Source organism: Aerosakkonema sp. BLCC-F183 (assembly GCF_041929145.1).
GTDB lineage: Bacteria > Cyanobacteriota > Cyanobacteriia > Cyanobacteriales > Aerosakkonemataceae > Aerosakkonema.
In genome coordinates this window covers 20521-36548 of the sequence record NZ_JBHFNU010000074.1, presented here as the reverse complement: position 1 = coordinate 36548, position 16028 = coordinate 20521, and the positions used below count along the sequence as shown (strand labels likewise).

Annotated in this window: 16 protein-coding genes and 1 pseudogene; 9 read left to right on the top strand and 8 right to left on the bottom strand. The window is 42.6% G+C overall.

Annotated elements, in window-relative coordinates; genetic code table 11:
* The first annotated feature begins 126 nt into the window (after positions 1–126).
* Complete coding sequence (locus ACE1CD_RS21955) at positions 127–1098, top strand: SGNH/GDSL hydrolase family protein (protein WP_374826244.1); 972 nt, start codon at positions 127–129, stop codon at positions 1096–1098.
* 9 nt (positions 1099–1107) lie between these two features.
* Here ACE1CD_RS21955 and glsA read toward each other — a convergent pair whose 3' ends face one another.
* Positions 1108–2133 carry a glutaminase A gene (gene glsA, locus ACE1CD_RS21950; RefSeq protein ID WP_374826243.1) on the bottom strand — a complete coding sequence of 342 codons (1026 nt, stop codon included), beginning with the start codon at positions 2131–2133 and terminating at the stop codon, positions 1108–1110.
* A gap of 101 nt (positions 2134–2234) precedes the next feature.
* Here glsA and ACE1CD_RS21945 point away from each other — a divergent pair, with 101 nt between their 5' ends.
* Complete coding sequence (locus ACE1CD_RS21945) at positions 2235–3272, top strand: sodium:calcium antiporter (RefSeq protein WP_374794591.1); 1038 nt, start codon at positions 2235–2237, stop codon at positions 3270–3272.
* A gap of 251 nt (positions 3273–3523) precedes the next feature.
* Here ACE1CD_RS21945 and ACE1CD_RS21940 read toward each other — a convergent pair whose 3' ends face one another.
* On the bottom strand, positions 3524–3718 hold the full coding sequence (locus ACE1CD_RS21940) for a hypothetical protein (RefSeq protein WP_374794590.1): 195 nt from the start codon (positions 3716–3718) through the stop codon (positions 3524–3526).
* Positions 3719–4025: 307 nt separating this feature from the next.
* Here ACE1CD_RS21940 and ACE1CD_RS21935 point away from each other — a divergent pair, with 307 nt between their 5' ends.
* Complete coding sequence (locus ACE1CD_RS21935) at positions 4026–4343, top strand: Mo-dependent nitrogenase C-terminal domain-containing protein (RefSeq protein WP_190475025.1); 318 nt, start codon at positions 4026–4028, stop codon at positions 4341–4343.
* A gap of 24 nt (positions 4344–4367) precedes the next feature.
* On the opposite strand, the gene ACE1CD_RS21930 is transcribed toward ACE1CD_RS21935, so the two are convergent.
* Positions 4368–4859: a 2TM domain-containing protein gene (locus ACE1CD_RS21930; RefSeq protein ID WP_374826242.1), complete on the bottom strand. Its 492-nt coding sequence runs from the start codon at positions 4857–4859 to the stop codon at positions 4368–4370.
* Between the two features lie 450 nt (positions 4860–5309).
* On the opposite strand from ACE1CD_RS21930, the gene ACE1CD_RS21925 reads away from it, so the two are divergent.
* Complete coding sequence (locus ACE1CD_RS21925) at positions 5310–6428, top strand: site-2 protease family protein (protein ID WP_374826241.1); 1119 nt, start codon at positions 5310–5312, stop codon at positions 6426–6428.
* Between the two features lie 332 nt (positions 6429–6760).
* Here the strand turns inward: ACE1CD_RS21925 and ACE1CD_RS21920 are convergent, their stop codons facing one another.
* The 4 genes and pseudogenes from ACE1CD_RS21920 to ACE1CD_RS21905 all read right to left on the bottom strand — a co-directional run bounded on the left by ACE1CD_RS21920 (position 6761) and on the right by ACE1CD_RS21905 (position 8811).
* On the bottom strand, positions 6761–7453 hold the full coding sequence (locus tag ACE1CD_RS21920) for a hypothetical protein (RefSeq protein WP_374826240.1): 693 nt from the start codon (positions 7451–7453) through the stop codon (positions 6761–6763).
* Positions 7453–8085 (bottom strand): ParA family protein, encoded by a 633-nt coding sequence (locus tag ACE1CD_RS21915; protein ID WP_374794586.1) that lies wholly within the window; start codon positions 8083–8085, stop codon positions 7453–7455. The genes ACE1CD_RS21920 and ACE1CD_RS21915 overlap by 1 nt, the downstream gene beginning before the upstream one ends.
* A gap of 281 nt (positions 8086–8366) precedes the next feature.
* A pseudogene (locus ACE1CD_RS21910) lies at positions 8367–8513 on the bottom strand (IS200/IS605 family accessory protein TnpB-related protein); the annotation flags it as partial.
* A 76-nt stretch (positions 8514–8589) separates the two neighbouring features.
* A complete protein-coding gene (locus ACE1CD_RS21905) occupies positions 8590–8811 on the bottom strand; it encodes a hypothetical protein (RefSeq protein WP_374826239.1) in 222 nt (73 codons plus the stop codon).
* Between the two features lie 121 nt (positions 8812–8932).
* On the opposite strand from ACE1CD_RS21905, the gene ACE1CD_RS21900 reads away from it, so the two are divergent.
* Together ACE1CD_RS21900 and cydB are read left to right on the top strand one after the other, a co-directional pair.
* Complete coding sequence (locus ACE1CD_RS21900) at positions 8933–10375, top strand: cytochrome ubiquinol oxidase subunit I (protein WP_374826274.1); 1443 nt, start codon at positions 8933–8935, stop codon at positions 10373–10375.
* 8 nt (positions 10376–10383) lie between these two features.
* Entirely contained in the window at positions 10384–11412 is a 1029-nt protein-coding gene (gene cydB / locus ACE1CD_RS21895; protein ID WP_374826238.1) for a cytochrome d ubiquinol oxidase subunit II, read from the top strand.
* Positions 11413–11552: 140 nt separating this feature from the next.
* Here the strand turns inward: cydB and ACE1CD_RS21890 are convergent, their stop codons facing one another.
* Positions 11553–12716 carry a glycosyltransferase family 4 protein gene (locus tag ACE1CD_RS21890; protein WP_374826237.1) on the bottom strand — a complete coding sequence of 388 codons (1164 nt, stop codon included), beginning with the start codon at positions 12714–12716 and terminating at the stop codon, positions 11553–11555.
* Positions 12717–12942: 226 nt separating this feature from the next.
* On the opposite strand from ACE1CD_RS21890, the gene ACE1CD_RS21885 reads away from it, so the two are divergent.
* Genes ACE1CD_RS21885 through ACE1CD_RS21875 form a run of 3 tightly spaced genes read left to right on the top strand, consistent with a single transcriptional unit; the run spans position 12943 to position 15999 of the window.
* Complete coding sequence (locus tag ACE1CD_RS21885; RefSeq protein ID WP_374826236.1) at positions 12943–13779, top strand: ABC transporter permease; 837 nt, start codon at positions 12943–12945, stop codon at positions 13777–13779.
* Positions 13780–13782: 3 nt separating this feature from the next.
* The gene (locus ACE1CD_RS21880; RefSeq protein WP_374826235.1) at positions 13783–15090 is read left to right on the top strand and encodes an ABC transporter ATP-binding protein; all 1308 of its coding nucleotides are present in this window, start codon (positions 13783–13785) and stop codon (positions 15088–15090) included.
* Between the two features lie 9 nt (positions 15091–15099).
* Entirely contained in the window at positions 15100–15999 is a 900-nt protein-coding gene (locus ACE1CD_RS21875; RefSeq protein ID WP_374826234.1) for a hypothetical protein, read from the top strand.
* Positions 16000–16028 lie beyond the last annotated feature (29 nt).

Below are 16028 nucleotides of genomic sequence, written 5' to 3'. Positions count from 1 at the left end.
TATTACTTATGACACTTCGAATAGATTTTAAAGCTTATTTTACCAGGTGATTTTATATCCTGCAAGCCGAGCGATCGCCGCGAAAATTTGTTACAAAGTAAAAGAACTGGTAAGACCTTAAATAATATGTTGAACAAAAATGTGACGATCGCTACTGCGGCAGTTACGATCGCGCTTTCTACTGGTTTATTGCTTCCAAGTGCAACTTCGGCACAAAGTTTCGATCGCATTTACGTTTTTGGTGATAGTCTCTCCGATATTGGCAATGTTTACCAAGCTACTGACAAAGAAAATCCTCTCAGTCCGCCTTATTTTAAAGGACGATATTCTAATGGCCCTGTTTGGGTAGAATATCTCGCATCTGATTTGAAATTACCTTTAAATCTAAATAATAATTTTGCTTACGGAGGTGCTACGACTGGGGATTCGCAAAGTTTACCTCTGGGGGTGTTAGCACAAATCGAAAAGTTTAAAGCCACTAAATCTACAAGCGATCGCAATCCTCTTTATATTATATGGGCTGGTGCGAATGATTATCTGGGCGGGGGAACAGATACTACTGCACCTGTTAATAATTTAACCAATGCGGTGAAGTCGATCGCCGCTGTTGGCGGGAAAAATATTGTCGTAGTTAATTTGCCGGATTTAGGTAAGCTTCCGGGAACGCGAACAAGCGAACGCGCCTCTATACTCAGCAATTTGACCGCCAAACATAACAGGGAATTAGCTGCTGCGATCGACAATTTGCGGCAGCAATTAAATGCCGATATCAAATTGAAATATTTAGATGTTAACTCTATCTTTAACCAAGTTGGCAGCAATCCGAGCAAATACGGCTTTACTAATGTAACCGAACCGTGTTTCAAAGTACCAATTAAATGCAGTAATCCCGATCGCTATTTATTTTGGGATAACATTCACCCCACAACCGCCGCTCATAAGTTATTAGTAGAGTTGGCCTCTCCTACGATAAAAGATAAGTCAAAGTCTTCTAGCTTTTCTATTCCTCAATTTACGATTTTGCTGACCGCTTTGATTCTTAGTATTTTAGGTTTTGGCTTGATAGCAAAACGCCGCAAAAACAGTAAAAAAAGGTAAAATAATCTGCTAGATATTCTTGGGATTAGACAACATTTCCACAACTTTACATCTCCCCATCGCCAAATCAAACAGATGCAATCCAAAATGTCGGGAGAGTTCTTCGCAAACTTTCACACCGCGAACGCTGTTACCCCTTTCATCCAGTAACGGAGAAAACACAGCAATACCAATTTGATTGGGAACTACAACAATAATTCCCCCACTAATGCCGCTTTTGGCGGGAAGTCCGACTTTGTACGCCCACTCACCGGCATAGTTATACATACCGCAGGTGTACATAACGCTGAGAATATCTTTAACATAAGAACTATCGACAGCTTGTTCTCCCGTTATCGGATTGATGCCATTGTTAGCTAAAGTCGCCGCCATCACTGCCAAATCGTGACAGTTAACCATTAAAGAACACTGCTGAAAATATAAGTCGATCGCTTCATCAATTTTTTCGTCAATCATGCCAAAATGGTGCATGAGGTGAGCCATTGCCCGGTTGCGATGTCCGGTAGTTCGTTCTGACATAAAAACTGATATATCGATAAAAATATCGTTGTGACCGATATATCGGCGGAACATATCTAACATTCGATTCAGGCGTTCTGTTGGCCCCGCACCTTTGATTAAACTGGTAGTAGCGATCGCACCCGCATTCACCATTGGATTATATGGTCGTTTCGATCGTTCATCTAAGACGATCGCATTAAATGCGTCTCCCGTCGGTTCCACACCAACTTTACTCAAAACATAATCGCGTCCGCGATCCTCAAGCACCATTCCATACACAAATACCTTAGAAATAGATTGAATTGTAAATAACTGATGGCAATCGCCCACCTCGAAAACCCGACCGTCCAACGAGATCGCGCAGATACCGAACAAATCCGGGTTTGCCTTTGCCAGTTCCGGGATGTAAGTCGCTACCTTACCATCCCGCAGTGACTGGTACTTGAGATGCAAGTCGTTCAAAAACGACTGAAATGGCGATGCGACAACCTCAGATGGGTTAATCTCTGCTTCCCGATTGTCTCCACTTGCCATAATCTTTAAGATCCTGCCCTTAAGAATCTCTCTTTTTCAAGAATATCTTTTATGGGCAACAGACTGATGATGGAATGGGAACAGAAAACTAAATTACATCAATGCTAGAATTTGTTGACCGATCGCTCGCCATTAATATAGGTATATTTTTGGTTTCAGCTTTGGCAATTGCCATCAGCGGTAGCTGGATGACGGCTATAGCCGATCGTCTATCCGAAAAAACCGGACTGGGACAAGCGCTGATGGGTGCCCTATTTTTGGGGTTCAGCACCTCCTTACCTGGGATTGTCACCTCAGTCACAGCTGCCGCCTCTGGCTATCCGGGACTGGCAATTAGCAACGCACTGGGCGATATCGCCGCGCAAACGGCATTTCTGGGAATTGCCGATATCACTTACCTAGAAGCTAATCTGGAATACGCAGCGGCTGATGCTGCTACTCTGACGCAAGGAACTCTGCTGATCGTTTTACTGGCTATTCCTCTGCTGACGAGGGCTTATCCATCGGTTAGTATTTGGGGAATTCATCCCGCTTCGATCGCACTCGTAGCCACATATATTTTCGGTTTGCGTCTCGTCGCCGATGCACAAAATCTGCCTATGTGGAAACCCCACCAGACAGAAAAGGCAAATGTTGAGGAACTGCAAGCAACCGAGTCAGATAGTCCGGGATTAATTGGGTTGTGGTTGCGTTTCTTTTTCCTTGCCCTCATTCTTGGCATTGCAGGCTATGGAGTGGAAGAAGCGGGAGTCGCCATTGCCGACTCTACAAGTCTTTCCGAGAATGCGGTTGGCAGTCTCTTCACTGCTATATCAACCTCACTCCCGGAACTGGTGACCACAATAGCGGCTGTACAGCGTGGGGCTTATACTCTAGCAGTTAGCGGTGTTTTGGGTGGCAATAGCTTCGACGTATTGGTTTTAGCTTTGTGCGACTTAGTTTATCCCCACGGCTCGATTTATCAAGCTTTAACGCAAGACGAAGTTTTTGTCCTTGCCTTAACTATCCTGATGACTGGTATTTTACTCTTGGGCTTGTTGCGTCGGGAAGAACACGGGATTGGCAACATCGGCTTTGAGAGTTTCTTCGTTCTGTTGCTGTATTTAGGTGGGTTTTTGCTGGTGTTTTTCTCTGGTTGATCTTTTCTAGGGGATAGGGGATAGGGGTTAGGGGTTAGGGGTTAGGGAAGAGGGAGAGGGAGAGTGGGGGAGAAAAGAACAACAGGTAGCTTGCGATCGATAATCTTACGGCGGGAAGGGAGTAATATTTTGGCTTTTCCTTTTTCCTTTTCCCTCCTCCTTCTCCCTCTTATTTTTGACTTGTTTTATTTCCCAGATGAATCTGGTGAAGCCAAAAAAAGCTTCTCCAGATTAGGTTTTGACGATCTGATTTAATAGCTATCTTGACCGGGAACTTTATCGCTATCAGCAGCGGAGAAAACCTGATTTAGGGAGGCATCGCGAATAGCCTGCCACTGGATGAGGAGTTCAGAACCGCTGAGGTCACTAGCTTTGTACCGTTGAATAGCTTGTTCCACTTCTTCTGGTGTTGTGAGAATGGGAACTGTGTAGTTAAGCTCTGACATAGGGCATCTTTAATGATGACAGGACTGAAGTCGTCTTAGACCTTATGCCTTCTATTTTAATTAAACTGCTATATAAACAGTATCAAAGATAACAATATGTATTAATTTCGATCGCAATTTGAGTAGAAGTGATACAAATCACAGTTGGAGACGATAGAGATCGCAACTCTATAGGAGTCACATCACCAGCAACTTCTAAATTTATCACAAACAATTCTAGTTTGCATCACCGGAAAAACTTAAAGCGGAAGTGATGATAAAGATATCAAAGAAATTCTTCCACTTAGAAGTCTCGTGCAGGTGAATTATGTCTTTTATCAGCAGCACTTCTTCTCAAACAAACCTGAAATCTCAAAGCGCGATCGAAACCATTCTTCATCCAGTACGCCAGTGGCTAGAATCAATTGAAGTGCGCGACTCGAAAGTAGCCAAAGCATTATGCAAACTCATCCCTTCCCAATGTCCCTTTGAAAGAGATGTGCAGGTATTCGGACATACGCTTTTCCACATCCCGCCTATGTGCAAACTGAATCCTCTCTACGACCAGTTGATGAGCTTGCGTTTTCGCGCTTTAACTTTCCTGGCCGATGTTTGCGGAGAAGATATCACTCCATACTGCTGCTAAATTAGCGTTATTCTCTTTATTGGTCTACCAAGCCTTCAGCAACTTATTGAAAAAGCTACTAACTGATGTCCGTAACTGGTGATTGCGATACCACTGCTGGAATGCTCTTTCGTACTCTTCACCCTGCAACAAAAAAGTATTCCAAGTATTAAGACCGAGCCCTAATCCCCAGAATAATAAAATATAAAGCGACCAAGTAATCTGGCCGGCACTAACTAGGTTCAACAGCACCAAAAATGTATTGACGATCGCAAATTTGCCAAAACTTTTCTGCAATCTCCCACGGCGGTAGGTATTGAAAGCCTGCCGCTTTTCTATTTCTCCCTGCTGGGCCAGCCACTCCTGTTCTGCCAGCGCCAGATTTTCGGGCGGAATTTCTAACTCAGCCGCAATTTCCAATAACTGTTCGCGGGTGAATTCACCTTCGTAATTTTGACGAGAAATCGCCAGATGGAGAATTTGCTGGATTTCTTCTTGGTTGTAGGAACGAGTAATTTTGCTGTCGGAGACTGACATAATCTGATTTGCGATCGACTTTTGTAATGCTTGGCCGTACTAATTCTATTATGCCCAGAATTGTAGGTTGGGTTGAGCAGGCGCGAACCCCAACAAAACGTCGTTCAATGTTGGGTTTCGTTACTTCAAGCCAACCTACGAAAGCTTGGCCGTACTAATTCTAGTATGCCCATAATTGTAGGTTGGGTATTGCAGCCGCGAAACCCAACAAAACGTCGTTCAATGTTGGGTTTCGTTACCTCAACCCAACCTACGAAAGCTACGAAAGCTGATTCTATTATGACCAGTCTCTATTAATTGGTGGGCGTTTCCCACCCTACAGTTCGTTAAACCGAACCTGAACGGACGGCTAACGCGATAGTTGAATTATGAAAAATCGCTTTACGTTTCGTTACACTCGAAACAAGAGAGCAAAATCAAACTCTCAAAGCTGAAATCAGAGGAGTCGTCATGAACGGCACTTTTCGCGTTGGCAACCTGTTTGGTATTCCCTTTAACGTCCATCCATCTTGGTTCTTAATCCTGGGTTTGGTAACTTGGACATACGGAAATGGACTAGCTGCGGCATTTCCAGGATTGTTTGGGCCATTACCTTGGATATTGGGATTGGTGACAGGGTTGCTGTTATTTGCCTCTGTCTTGGCGCACGAATTAGGACACAGTTTTGTCGCCATTAGTCAGGGAATTGAAGTTAAATCGATCAATTTGTTTCTGTTTGGTGGTTTAGCGCAATTGGAGAAAGAGTCCAAGACACCAGCTGAAGCATTTTGGATTGCGATCGCAGGCCCTATTGTTAGCTTACTTCTCTTCGGTATCTTCACAGCCATTGGCGTAGGCACGCCTATTTCTGGGCCACTGGCAGCTATTTTAGGATTGCTAGCCTCGATTAACTTAGCCTTAGCGCTATTTAACTTAATTCCTGGCTTACCTTTGGATGGTGGCAATATCCTCAAAGCTGCTGTTTGGAAAATTACTGGCAATCCTTATAAAGGTATTATCTTTGCCAGTCGCGTCGGTCAAATCTTCGGTTGGATTGCGATCGCTTCCGGTTTGCTGCCTTTGGTATTATACGGCAGTACCGCCAACTTCTGGAATTTGTTAGTCGGTTGGTTCTTGCTGCAAAACGCCGGACAGTCTGCCCAATCTGCGACAGTTCAGGATAAACTGGCAGGATTGACAGCAGAAGATGCCGTAATTCCCAACAGTCCGATTGTGTCAGCCGATATTTCCCTCAGAAAGTTTGCTAACGATTACGTTATCGGACAAAATCGCTGGCGCAAGTTCTTAGTCACCGATGAAGACGGACAGTTGGTAGGTGCGATCGCAGTTGATGACCTCAAAACAGTTTCTCTCGAACTTTGGCCGCAAATTAAAGTTACAGAACTAACGCGATCGATTGATGAATCTAAGACTGTTAAATCAGATCGATCGCTGTTGGAAGTAGCAACGCTACTGGAAGAACAAAGCCTGACTCAATTACCAGTAATTCGCCATAATGGTGTGTTAGTAGGATTGCTGGAAAAAACCTCAATTATTAAACTGCTTCAGGGACAAGCACAACCAGCGTAATAGATTTTGGTTAAACAGAAACCGGGTTTCTTGAAGAAACTCGGTTTTTAGGTATTTGTTTAGATATTCTTCCATTAATATCTTCATACCCAATCCTGGTTAAATACTCTCTTTATTTTCTTCCTGTTCTTTGCGTCCTTTGCGGTGCATTTAAAAAGGGAATCATAAAAGGATATTTAGTATCACTTAAACTATAGCTGCCTTTCTACTTAGAGAGTTTTCAAGCAAAGGCGGGAAAGTCTTTGCTTGAAAAACTTATTGAACGCCGATCGCTCCTGGAAACTCAGAGGAAGCGCACTGTAAGCCATCCCCTAATTCAACTTACAAAGCGACTAATCCAACAACCACATTTTGTTAGCAAAATCATCAGATTTATTACTTTCATTTGGCGAATTTGTGCCTATTTTACGCTCGATTGGTTTGTAGGTGCGGGTAGTAATACTTTCCTTTCCTTTCTTGAAACCATTGTTTTCTTCAATCAATTTAGAATTACTTTCGGCTAATTCTAAAGCTTCTTTTTTAGTTTTCTCTAGTTCTAATTTCAGCGTTTGAATACTTTCCTTTTCTTTCTTGAAAGCATTGTTTTCTTCAATCAATTTAGAATTAGCTTCTGCCAATTTCAAAGCTTCTTTTTTAGTTTTCTCCAGTTCCGCTTTGAGTGCTTTAACTTGTTCTAAATCTTGCTGCAACTTTTGAACCAGAGATTTTTGTTCTCCTAATTCTGCTTGTAAATCAATCACTTGTTGCTGCAAAGAAACTTCGTGTTGATGAGCGATTTCTAATTCCTTCGTTTGTGCCAAAGCTGCTTTTAATTCGGCAATCGTTGCCTCTAACTCAGCCTTAGTTGGACTAGAATCTTTCTCAGTATTTTGGTCTACTTTATCTGTTGCTGATTCGGTTACTACTAGCGCTTCTTCTTCTACAACCACCTTAGCAGTAGTATCGATGGTGGGTTTATCTTCATTTTCGGGTAATTTTTGCGCTTCTTGACGTAGCAAATCGGAAATCCGTTTTCTAGTAGCCATTATTTTCTCCAATCACGCTGTAGTTCATCAGCCACGCGGCGGTAATCAGCCTCAGCTTCCCGTGCATTGTTCCCTCGCCATTCCGCGATCGGCACGCCCTCCAGCGCCGCTCGTTCGTGGGCTTTGTAGGAGCGGACAAAGGCATTGCAGGCGGGGATTCCCAACTCCAGGAGGGTGTTTTGGGCTTCCAGCGCTTCCCCCAAACTGCGAGAATCGACTCTAGTCAGAAGCACGCGATGAGCAATACCCATCGGCGTAACTGCTTGACGTACCGTATCAATCAGCACAGCCAGATCCATCGGCGCTGGTGGTGTTGGCAAAACGAGATAATCGGCGATCGACACTACCGCCGCTAATGCTTCCGATCGCAGCGCCGGAGGCGTATCCACCACTACTAAATCATACCCTTCTATCTGGCGTAAACTACTCAAAAGTTGTGGGTCTGTCTCTTGGGCTAACTCAAAGTTCCATTTTTCCTTATTGCGCTCAATCCACCAAGTAGCAGAACCTTGAATATCTGCATCGACTAGAAGAACTTTTCTTTTCTTTGAGAAAGTAGCAGCCAAATTGACAGCGGTAGTAGTTTTACCTACTCCTCCTTTACCGTTGACGATCGCGACTATTCTTGGCACTGGAAATTTCGACGCTGACTTTACAACAGAGCAATATAGTTACAGGTTTTCTAGGCAAATATCTCACTTGCCCGGTACAACCATTTTGTAAGGTGTGACCCTTAGAGGACGTACTACCACGCCCTGCATTCCCTCGGTGTAAGCGTTGGGAAATACTTTTCTAACCATATTAGCACTGCCATTAACGTCTGCATTAATCAGCCTACCGTCACTAGCGCCAAACAAACCTCTTTTAATTCGCTTACCTTTGTACTCGCAATGCTTACTATCGGTTCATTGTCTCAAAAAGAACACTTAGAGGTATAACTTTCTTCGACAATTTTCACAGCTACTCCCGCTAACTGGGCTTGATAAGTTAGCATTTCCATAAACCGTGTATGAGGTATAGCGACAAAGTTTTGATTATTCCGAGAACCCAGATTTATTTTCTGCTTCCATCCATCATTTCAGATAATTCTACTGCATAACACCAGAAAATACACACGAGATTATAAAAGTTTATAATCACCTTCTAGCATCAAAGTTTCGGGATTCGTCATCATTGGTAACAGTAGGCGCAACACAGAAGTTACTATGAACCCAACTAACAGCATGGCTGATGGCCCAAATGCTCCCGCACTGCGGCGATCGCTCAAATTTGTTTGACAGCCGATCGGCTACCTCCTTTTTTTCCCTTTTTCCCCTTTCCCCATTTCCCATACCTTTAGCTGTATTTTCTGAAACCATAAAATAAATCTATAAATTGGTTAAATATGACCTTGAGTCGCTTGATTTATTTGAGATGCAAGAGTTACAAAATATTTGACCGCTGTAACATCTGTTTTAAATTACACCAAAAACCAACATGATAGAATTGCTTTCCAATACCGTAGCCCTATCGCGCCTTCAGTTTGCGCTAACGGCCATTTTTCATATGCTTTGGCCCGTTTTAACAACGGGAATGGCTATTTATCTCGTCATTATTGAGGGTTTGTGGCTGAAAACCCGCAATTTGGATTACTATCACCACGCCCGCTTTTGGTCAAAGCTGTACATCCTGAACTTTGGGATTGGGGTAGCATCGGGATTGCCAATGGCGTTTCAATTTGGCTTGAACTGGGCACCCTTCTCGGAAGCAGTGGGTGACTTTTTTGGAACGGTGCTGGGCTTTGAAGGCACGATGGCATTTATGCTGGAGGCTAGTTTCCTGGGCATTATGCTGTTTGGTTGGGAACGAGTACCGCCGATCGTACACTGGATATCGACAATACTGGTAGCATTTGGAGCCAACCTTTCCACATTTTGGATTTTGTCAGCCAACTCCTGGTTGCAAACTCCCGCTGGCGGAGTGTTTGTCAATGGCAAGTTTGTGGTACAAGATTATTTTCAGGCGATCGCCAATCCGTTCATGGTAAACAGCTTTCTGCATATGTTCTTTGCTACATTGGAGACTTCGCTGTTTGTCATTGGCGGCATTAGTGCCTGGTATGTCCTCCAACAACGTGATGTCGCTTTCTTTTCCCGATCGCTGAAAGTCGTTTTAGCAGTTGCGATCGCCGTTGCACCCTTACAAATTTTCATCGGACACCTGAGCGCCGAACAAGTATACCACCATCAACCCGCCAAATTAGCGGCAATGGAGGCGCAGTGGGAAACCGTCCCCGCCGGACAGCCTGCCGGTTGGAGTGTGTTAGCATTACCTAACGATCGCGCCGAACGCAACGAATGGGAAATAAAAATCCCCGGTGCTTTGAGTTACTTACTGGAAGTCAAACCCGCCCTCGATACGCCAGTCAAGGGATTAAAAGAATGGCAACCCGCCAACCGTCCCCATATGATTGGTTTGATTTACTACTCGTTCCGCATCATGGTAGGAATTGGCTTATTTTTAGTCGGAGTGATGCTAGCGAGTGCAGTGCAATGGCTGCGCGGTAAACTATCGCCAGAAGCAATCGCCCAACAGAAATGGCTGATGCGTGGCTGGGTGTTTGCCGCCCCCTTGGGGTACATTGCTGTAGAAACGGGTTGGATCGTGCGCTGTGTGGGAAGGCAACCTTGGCTCGTGTACAATCAACTACGCACCGTCGATTCAGCTTCTCATATACCTGCGGGGGAAGTCTTGTTTTCTCTCACAGGTTTAACCAGTATGTACATTGTCTTTTTTGTCGCTGTTTTGTATTTTGGGAGCAGAATTATACGTAAGGGGCCTAACCTGCAACTCGCCGCACCTCACGAAGCAACTGAGCCCAAACTAAATATAGAACCCGCTCAACACGAACGCGATCGGCGTCCCGCAGAAACGCAACAATAGGAGCTGAAATGGAACCTTTACAACCCTTACAACAGTTTCTCCCCCAAGTATGGTTTTTCATTCTGGGTTTGTTTCTGTTTCTTTACGTTTTGCTGGATGGCTTTGACTTAGGTGTTGGGATTCTCTCCCTCACAGCATCAAGCGAGGAACGGCGCAGTATTTTGATGACGAGTCTGGGAAATGTCTGGGACGCGAACGAAACTTGGCTGGTGCTAATGGGCGGTTCCCTGTTTGGGGCATTTCCCCTCGCTTATGCCACCATTTTGAACGCCCTTTATCTGCCTGCGGTGATTATGGTGGTAGGCTTGATTCTGCGAGCGGTTTCGTTTGAGTTTCGGGAAAATGCCGAGCGCAAATTCATCTGGAATATCACCTTTGGGATAGGCAGTTTTCTGGCTGCTTTGGGGCAGGGATTTGCCCTCGGTAGCGTGTTTGAAGGCATTAAAGTAGATGCCGCCGGACACTTTGCTGGCGGGATATGGGATTGGCTGACTTGGAGATCGATCGTAGTTGCACTCACTCTGATTCAAGGGTATGTGTTGATTGGGTCTACCTATCTGATTCTCAAAACCAGTGGCGAGTTGCAAAATACCCATTATAAAACCGCAACGCTCGCCACTTGGACAACCTTAGCAGGTGCAATTTTCATCACCATCAGCACACCGATTTTTTCCGAACAAGCCAGAACACAACTGTTTACAGCACCGCTTGTCTATATCTTCGGACTCATTCCCATTTTAGGTATCGTGTTAGTAGCTTTACTGTTGCGAAGTCTCCAGCGTCGCCAAGAAAATGCTCCCTTGGTTTGGACATTTCTCATTTTTTCCCTATCGTTTATAGGATTGGGATTTGTAATTTTCCCGAAAATTATTCCCCCCAGCGTTACAATTTACCAAGCCGCAGCATCCCCAAGTTCCCTAGTTTTTATGTTGACATTCATCGGTTTTTTGATTCCGATTGTCTTGTCCTACAACATCTATAACTATGTGGTGTTTCGCGGCAAGATTGTCAACGAATCCTACGGGAGCGGTGAATGATAGTGAGAATCCCGTAAAATACAGCGGCTTGCAAATAAGTGAGGTACAGCATTTAAAATAGCGGTTGAGTGAGCGATCGCACAAAATTATGTCCACTCACGCATCTGCAAACCGCTGTCGTGTTCGGTTAAATCGATTATTTAAGAAATTATTTCCATTAACTTAGTAACAAAATCTTCGCTCGGCTCGGATTTGATAATATTGCGGATAGACCGTGCTGCTTTTTGTCCTATTTTTTCCCATTCATAGCGTTGACTCCAAGCTCTTTCCATAGCTTCATCTAAGGCATGAAAATTAGCTCCAGCCGCTAAAAATCCAGTGAGATTATCTTCTATTATTTCTGGTATACCACCTACATCTGTAACAATTCCCAACCTGCCACACATCATTGCTTCTACTAAAACTAATGGTAAACCCTCACATCTTGAGGGCAATATTAGAGCGTGATGATGACGCCAAACCTCAGTAATATCTTCAATAAAGCCAGGGAAACTAACATTAGTAATATTCAAGTATTTAGCCATACCAACTAGCGCTTCCCGATGAATTCCTTGTCCGAAAAAATTGACATAAAGCTTTCTTTTTTTCCATTTCTCTTGAGCTAATACTCTTAACAGAATGTCTTGTCCTTTATCGTAGATAAACAACCGACCCACACAAGCTAGGTATAAACCATCATTAATGTCAGACCAAGGTAGCAAGTTGGAGGGACTAACGCAATAAGGATTTCTCACTACTTCCGCATTATTAAGTTTTTCCCCAATCTGAGCTTCTGTGAGCAATAAATTGTGTTCCGCCACAAAGAAACAGCGTTTAGCACTCCGAAATACTTCCTGCATTACTGGACGTATTTCATCGTGTGGCCAGTAGCAATCAACTGCTTTTTGGCAAATAATTACATAGGATAATTTCTGGCGAAAACAAATATTAGCAAATCTCAACCCGTCAAAATTTTCACCTTGAGAAATTACTACTAAATCAGGCTGCAACTTTTTCAATTGATGAGCTAGGATAATATCGATCGGATCTAACGGTAAAAATTGCCATCTACCAGGTATAATTCTGTTCAGGTATCGAAGTTGCCTGGAAAATTTCAGACGATAAATGTCTACTACAGGTATTCCAGAAGATTGTAGCTTTAGGATACGGGAGTGTCGATCGACTACAAGTGTTTTGTACGCCTTTACTTTTTGACCTTTTTCTGCTAAAATCTGCGCCGCAGATGCCCAAAGTTCTTCACTGCCGCCCCAAGGTTCGGGACAAGAACTGATAAAGACAATCTGCTTACCACGATCGAAGAACATTTAATTCAAGCAAATCTGGGAATTTTTTGATGTTTTGACTGGAGTCTGAGTGCAAATTTGATATTTTGCACAATCTTGACTATAGCTGTAAAGAAAATCAAAGTCAATACTTAGGGATAGTTGGGATTGGTGGTAACTTAAGCTAAAGTATAGAAGCAGTTATGTCAAGTCGATCCCCTACTGAATTTAAGATTTTTGTTTCCTGATTTTTGGGAGAGCAAGAGGAATGAAAGTTAATAGCGCGGCAAGTCAACTATACCAACCCAAAAAGTTTATCAAGCTAGCAGTTTATGATTTAAAAAAATCTTTTGGGACAGCTAAATCTATATTTTTACAAGGAATAGCACAGCAATACCGTTATTCTACGTTAGGTTTATTTTGGGCTTTTATTCCTTGCTTGGTCACAGCAGCTTTACTAACATTGGGAGAACGATCGCGCTTCTTGTCTGCACACAAAGGAGCAATTCCTCCTCAACTTTATGGAATTTTTGGGTTAATTATGGCTCAGACTTTTCTAGAAGCTCTCAATAATCAAAGAACCCTATTTTCTAATTACCGTCATCTTTTAAGTAGGCAAAAATTTCCTATGGAGAGTTTAGTTTTGGCCAGCTTGGGTCAATGTATTTTCGGTACGTTAGTTCGTCTAGCTGTTTTGGTGCTTGTCTTTATCATTTTTCTGGTCACACCTGCGACTACTGCGCCTTTAGTGCTAATTTGTTTGGGATTAATTGTTGTTTTGGGGACAGGAATAGGTTTATGGTTAGCTCCCTGGAATGCGCTCAGCCGCGACTTAGAAAATATTATGAATTTCTTTCCTTGGATTCTATTTGCCATCACCCCCGTTTTTGTGCCAGTTAGTTCCGATGGCGTGTTGTATCGAATCTACCAGCTAAATCCTTTAACCCATATTTTTGAAGCGGCTCGATGGTTAGCTTATGGAAGTGGAGAATTTAATATCATTATTTTAATAGTATTGCTGCCAGTTAGTATAATTTTGCTATTGACTGGTTGGTGGTTTTGTCGGCTTTGTTTACCTTATGTCATGGAGCGATCGCTAATTTAGTATATGGAACGCATTCTATTAGAAATCGAAAATTTATCTAAACGCTTTTGCCGTCGTCCAGAGTTAGGATTGTGCTACACAGCCAGCGATATTTGGCGAGAATTGCGCCGTTTACCAGATGGAGGCGACTTTTTGCGTCCGGGTGAGTTTTGGGCATTAAGAAATGTCAATTTGCAGATCAAACAGGGCGAAGTTGTTGGCGTTATCGGACATAATGGCGCAGGAAAAAGTACACTCATTAACTTAGTAATGGGTATTTTGCGTCCTACTTTAGGGCGAGTTATTCATTACACCGATCGCGTAGTATTAATAGACTATCAAGCCGGACTTAACCCAATTCAAACTGGACGGGAGAATATTTACAATCAGTTGTCTATACATGGATTTTCTCATCGTCAAATTGATAACGTAGTAGATGCAATTATCGAATATTCTGGCATTCGCGAATTTATTGATGCTCCAGTTGGTAGCTATAGCACGGGTATGAGACTGCGGTTATGTTTTTCCATTTATACCCAAATGCGACCGGATATTTTTATTATTGATGAAGCTTTAGGCGGTGGAGACATTCGCTTTCGGCAAAAGTTTATTAATTATCTACAAGAATACACGGCTGGGGGAGGAGCTATTCTGCTAGTTTCTCACGAATTTTACGCGGTGCAAAATCTGTGCGATCGTTGTATTATTTTGGATCGAGGAGAAATTAAACAAATTGGTTCACCCACAGAAGTCATTCATACCTATCAAAAAATGATGCTAGAAAAAGAGCCGAAACTATTGGCCACAAAAGAACCAAATGTAGCGCTTTCAGTGAATCAAATAAATCCGGTAATTAGCAAAAATCAATCATTATACGATCGATCTGACATTAACTTAGAATTATTGCCTGATTTACAGATTGAAAACTTGGAAGTTTTGGCAATTGATGGCAGCGAACCAAAAACTCTTGATTCCATTCAATTTTGTGTTACTTGTAACTCCCAAATAGAAAATAGTCACGTTCGATTAGGTTTATTAATTGGAAATAACGAGATTTTTCCGCTAGTTGCGATATTAGGTGGAATGCCTGAAACAGAATATGTGTTAGTTAAAGGGCATAATAAATTATGTTTGACGATCGACAAATTTCCTTTACTTCCCGGTCAATACAAAGTACAAGTTATATTGTCAGATAAGAAAACGGAAAGAGTACTGTTCCATACAGGTGTTCAAGATATTCCTTTTACTATTGAAATCAAAGGTTATCCCGATCCGATGCTAAACTTGGTTATATACAGTAAGAGTTTTATTTATCTGCAATCTAACAGCTAGAGATACTATATGAAGCCAGAACTACCACCAATCTACTTCTTCCATATCCCCAAAACAGCCGGGATATCGCTGCGTTCGATTATCCGCTCTGCTTACCCGCCAGAAGACTGTTTGCCTGTATATGAAATTCAAGATTTATTAACTCTGAATCGAGAACAGATTAATCGCTATCGATGTTTTATGGGTCATTTTGGCACCGGACTTTTTAGCCTGCTAGAACGTGATGTTTGCTGCGTAACTATGTTACGAGATCCATTCGAGCATATAGTCTCAAATTTCTATTTTTGTCAACAAATGCTTCCGAAATATCAAAAATATCTGCCATCAGAGTGGAATCAAATTATAGCGGATATTACTTCCTCTGATGAACTTGGGAAAAGTATCAACACTGATTTTTTCAGAAAATTATTAGCTAATCCTCAAACTCTTTATCTCAGTACCGATATCGATTTAATTCCATTTCTCAAGCAGCCTACTTCTTTGCTTTCAGTTGAGAGTTTCTATATTCAGGAATTAACAGAGATTGAGATGAAAGAAAGAGTAGACAAAGCCAAAAAACGGCTAGACCAGATGGCAGTAGTTGGCGTTGTGGAGCAGTTTGCTGAGTCTGTTTCTCTGGTGTGTGACTTTATCGGTATTGATTCGCCATCGATAATTGCTCACGAAAATATAGGCCCAAAACGACAGGCGATCGGCAAAAAAAGTTACAGAGAATCTGGTTTAATCCCACCTGATGTAGTTGAACAAATTGATGAATTAACTGTTGGCGAACGCGAAGTTTACAACTATGCTAAAACTTTGCTTGCCAAAAAATTAGCAGAGCGTCAAAGGAAAAATGCAACTTGTGCTAGTAGTTCCAGTTTAGTCAGCAGAGTAGTTAACAAAGTGCGTAGTAGAATGAATTGGTAAGCTAGCCTGAATAATTATGAGTAATGGTG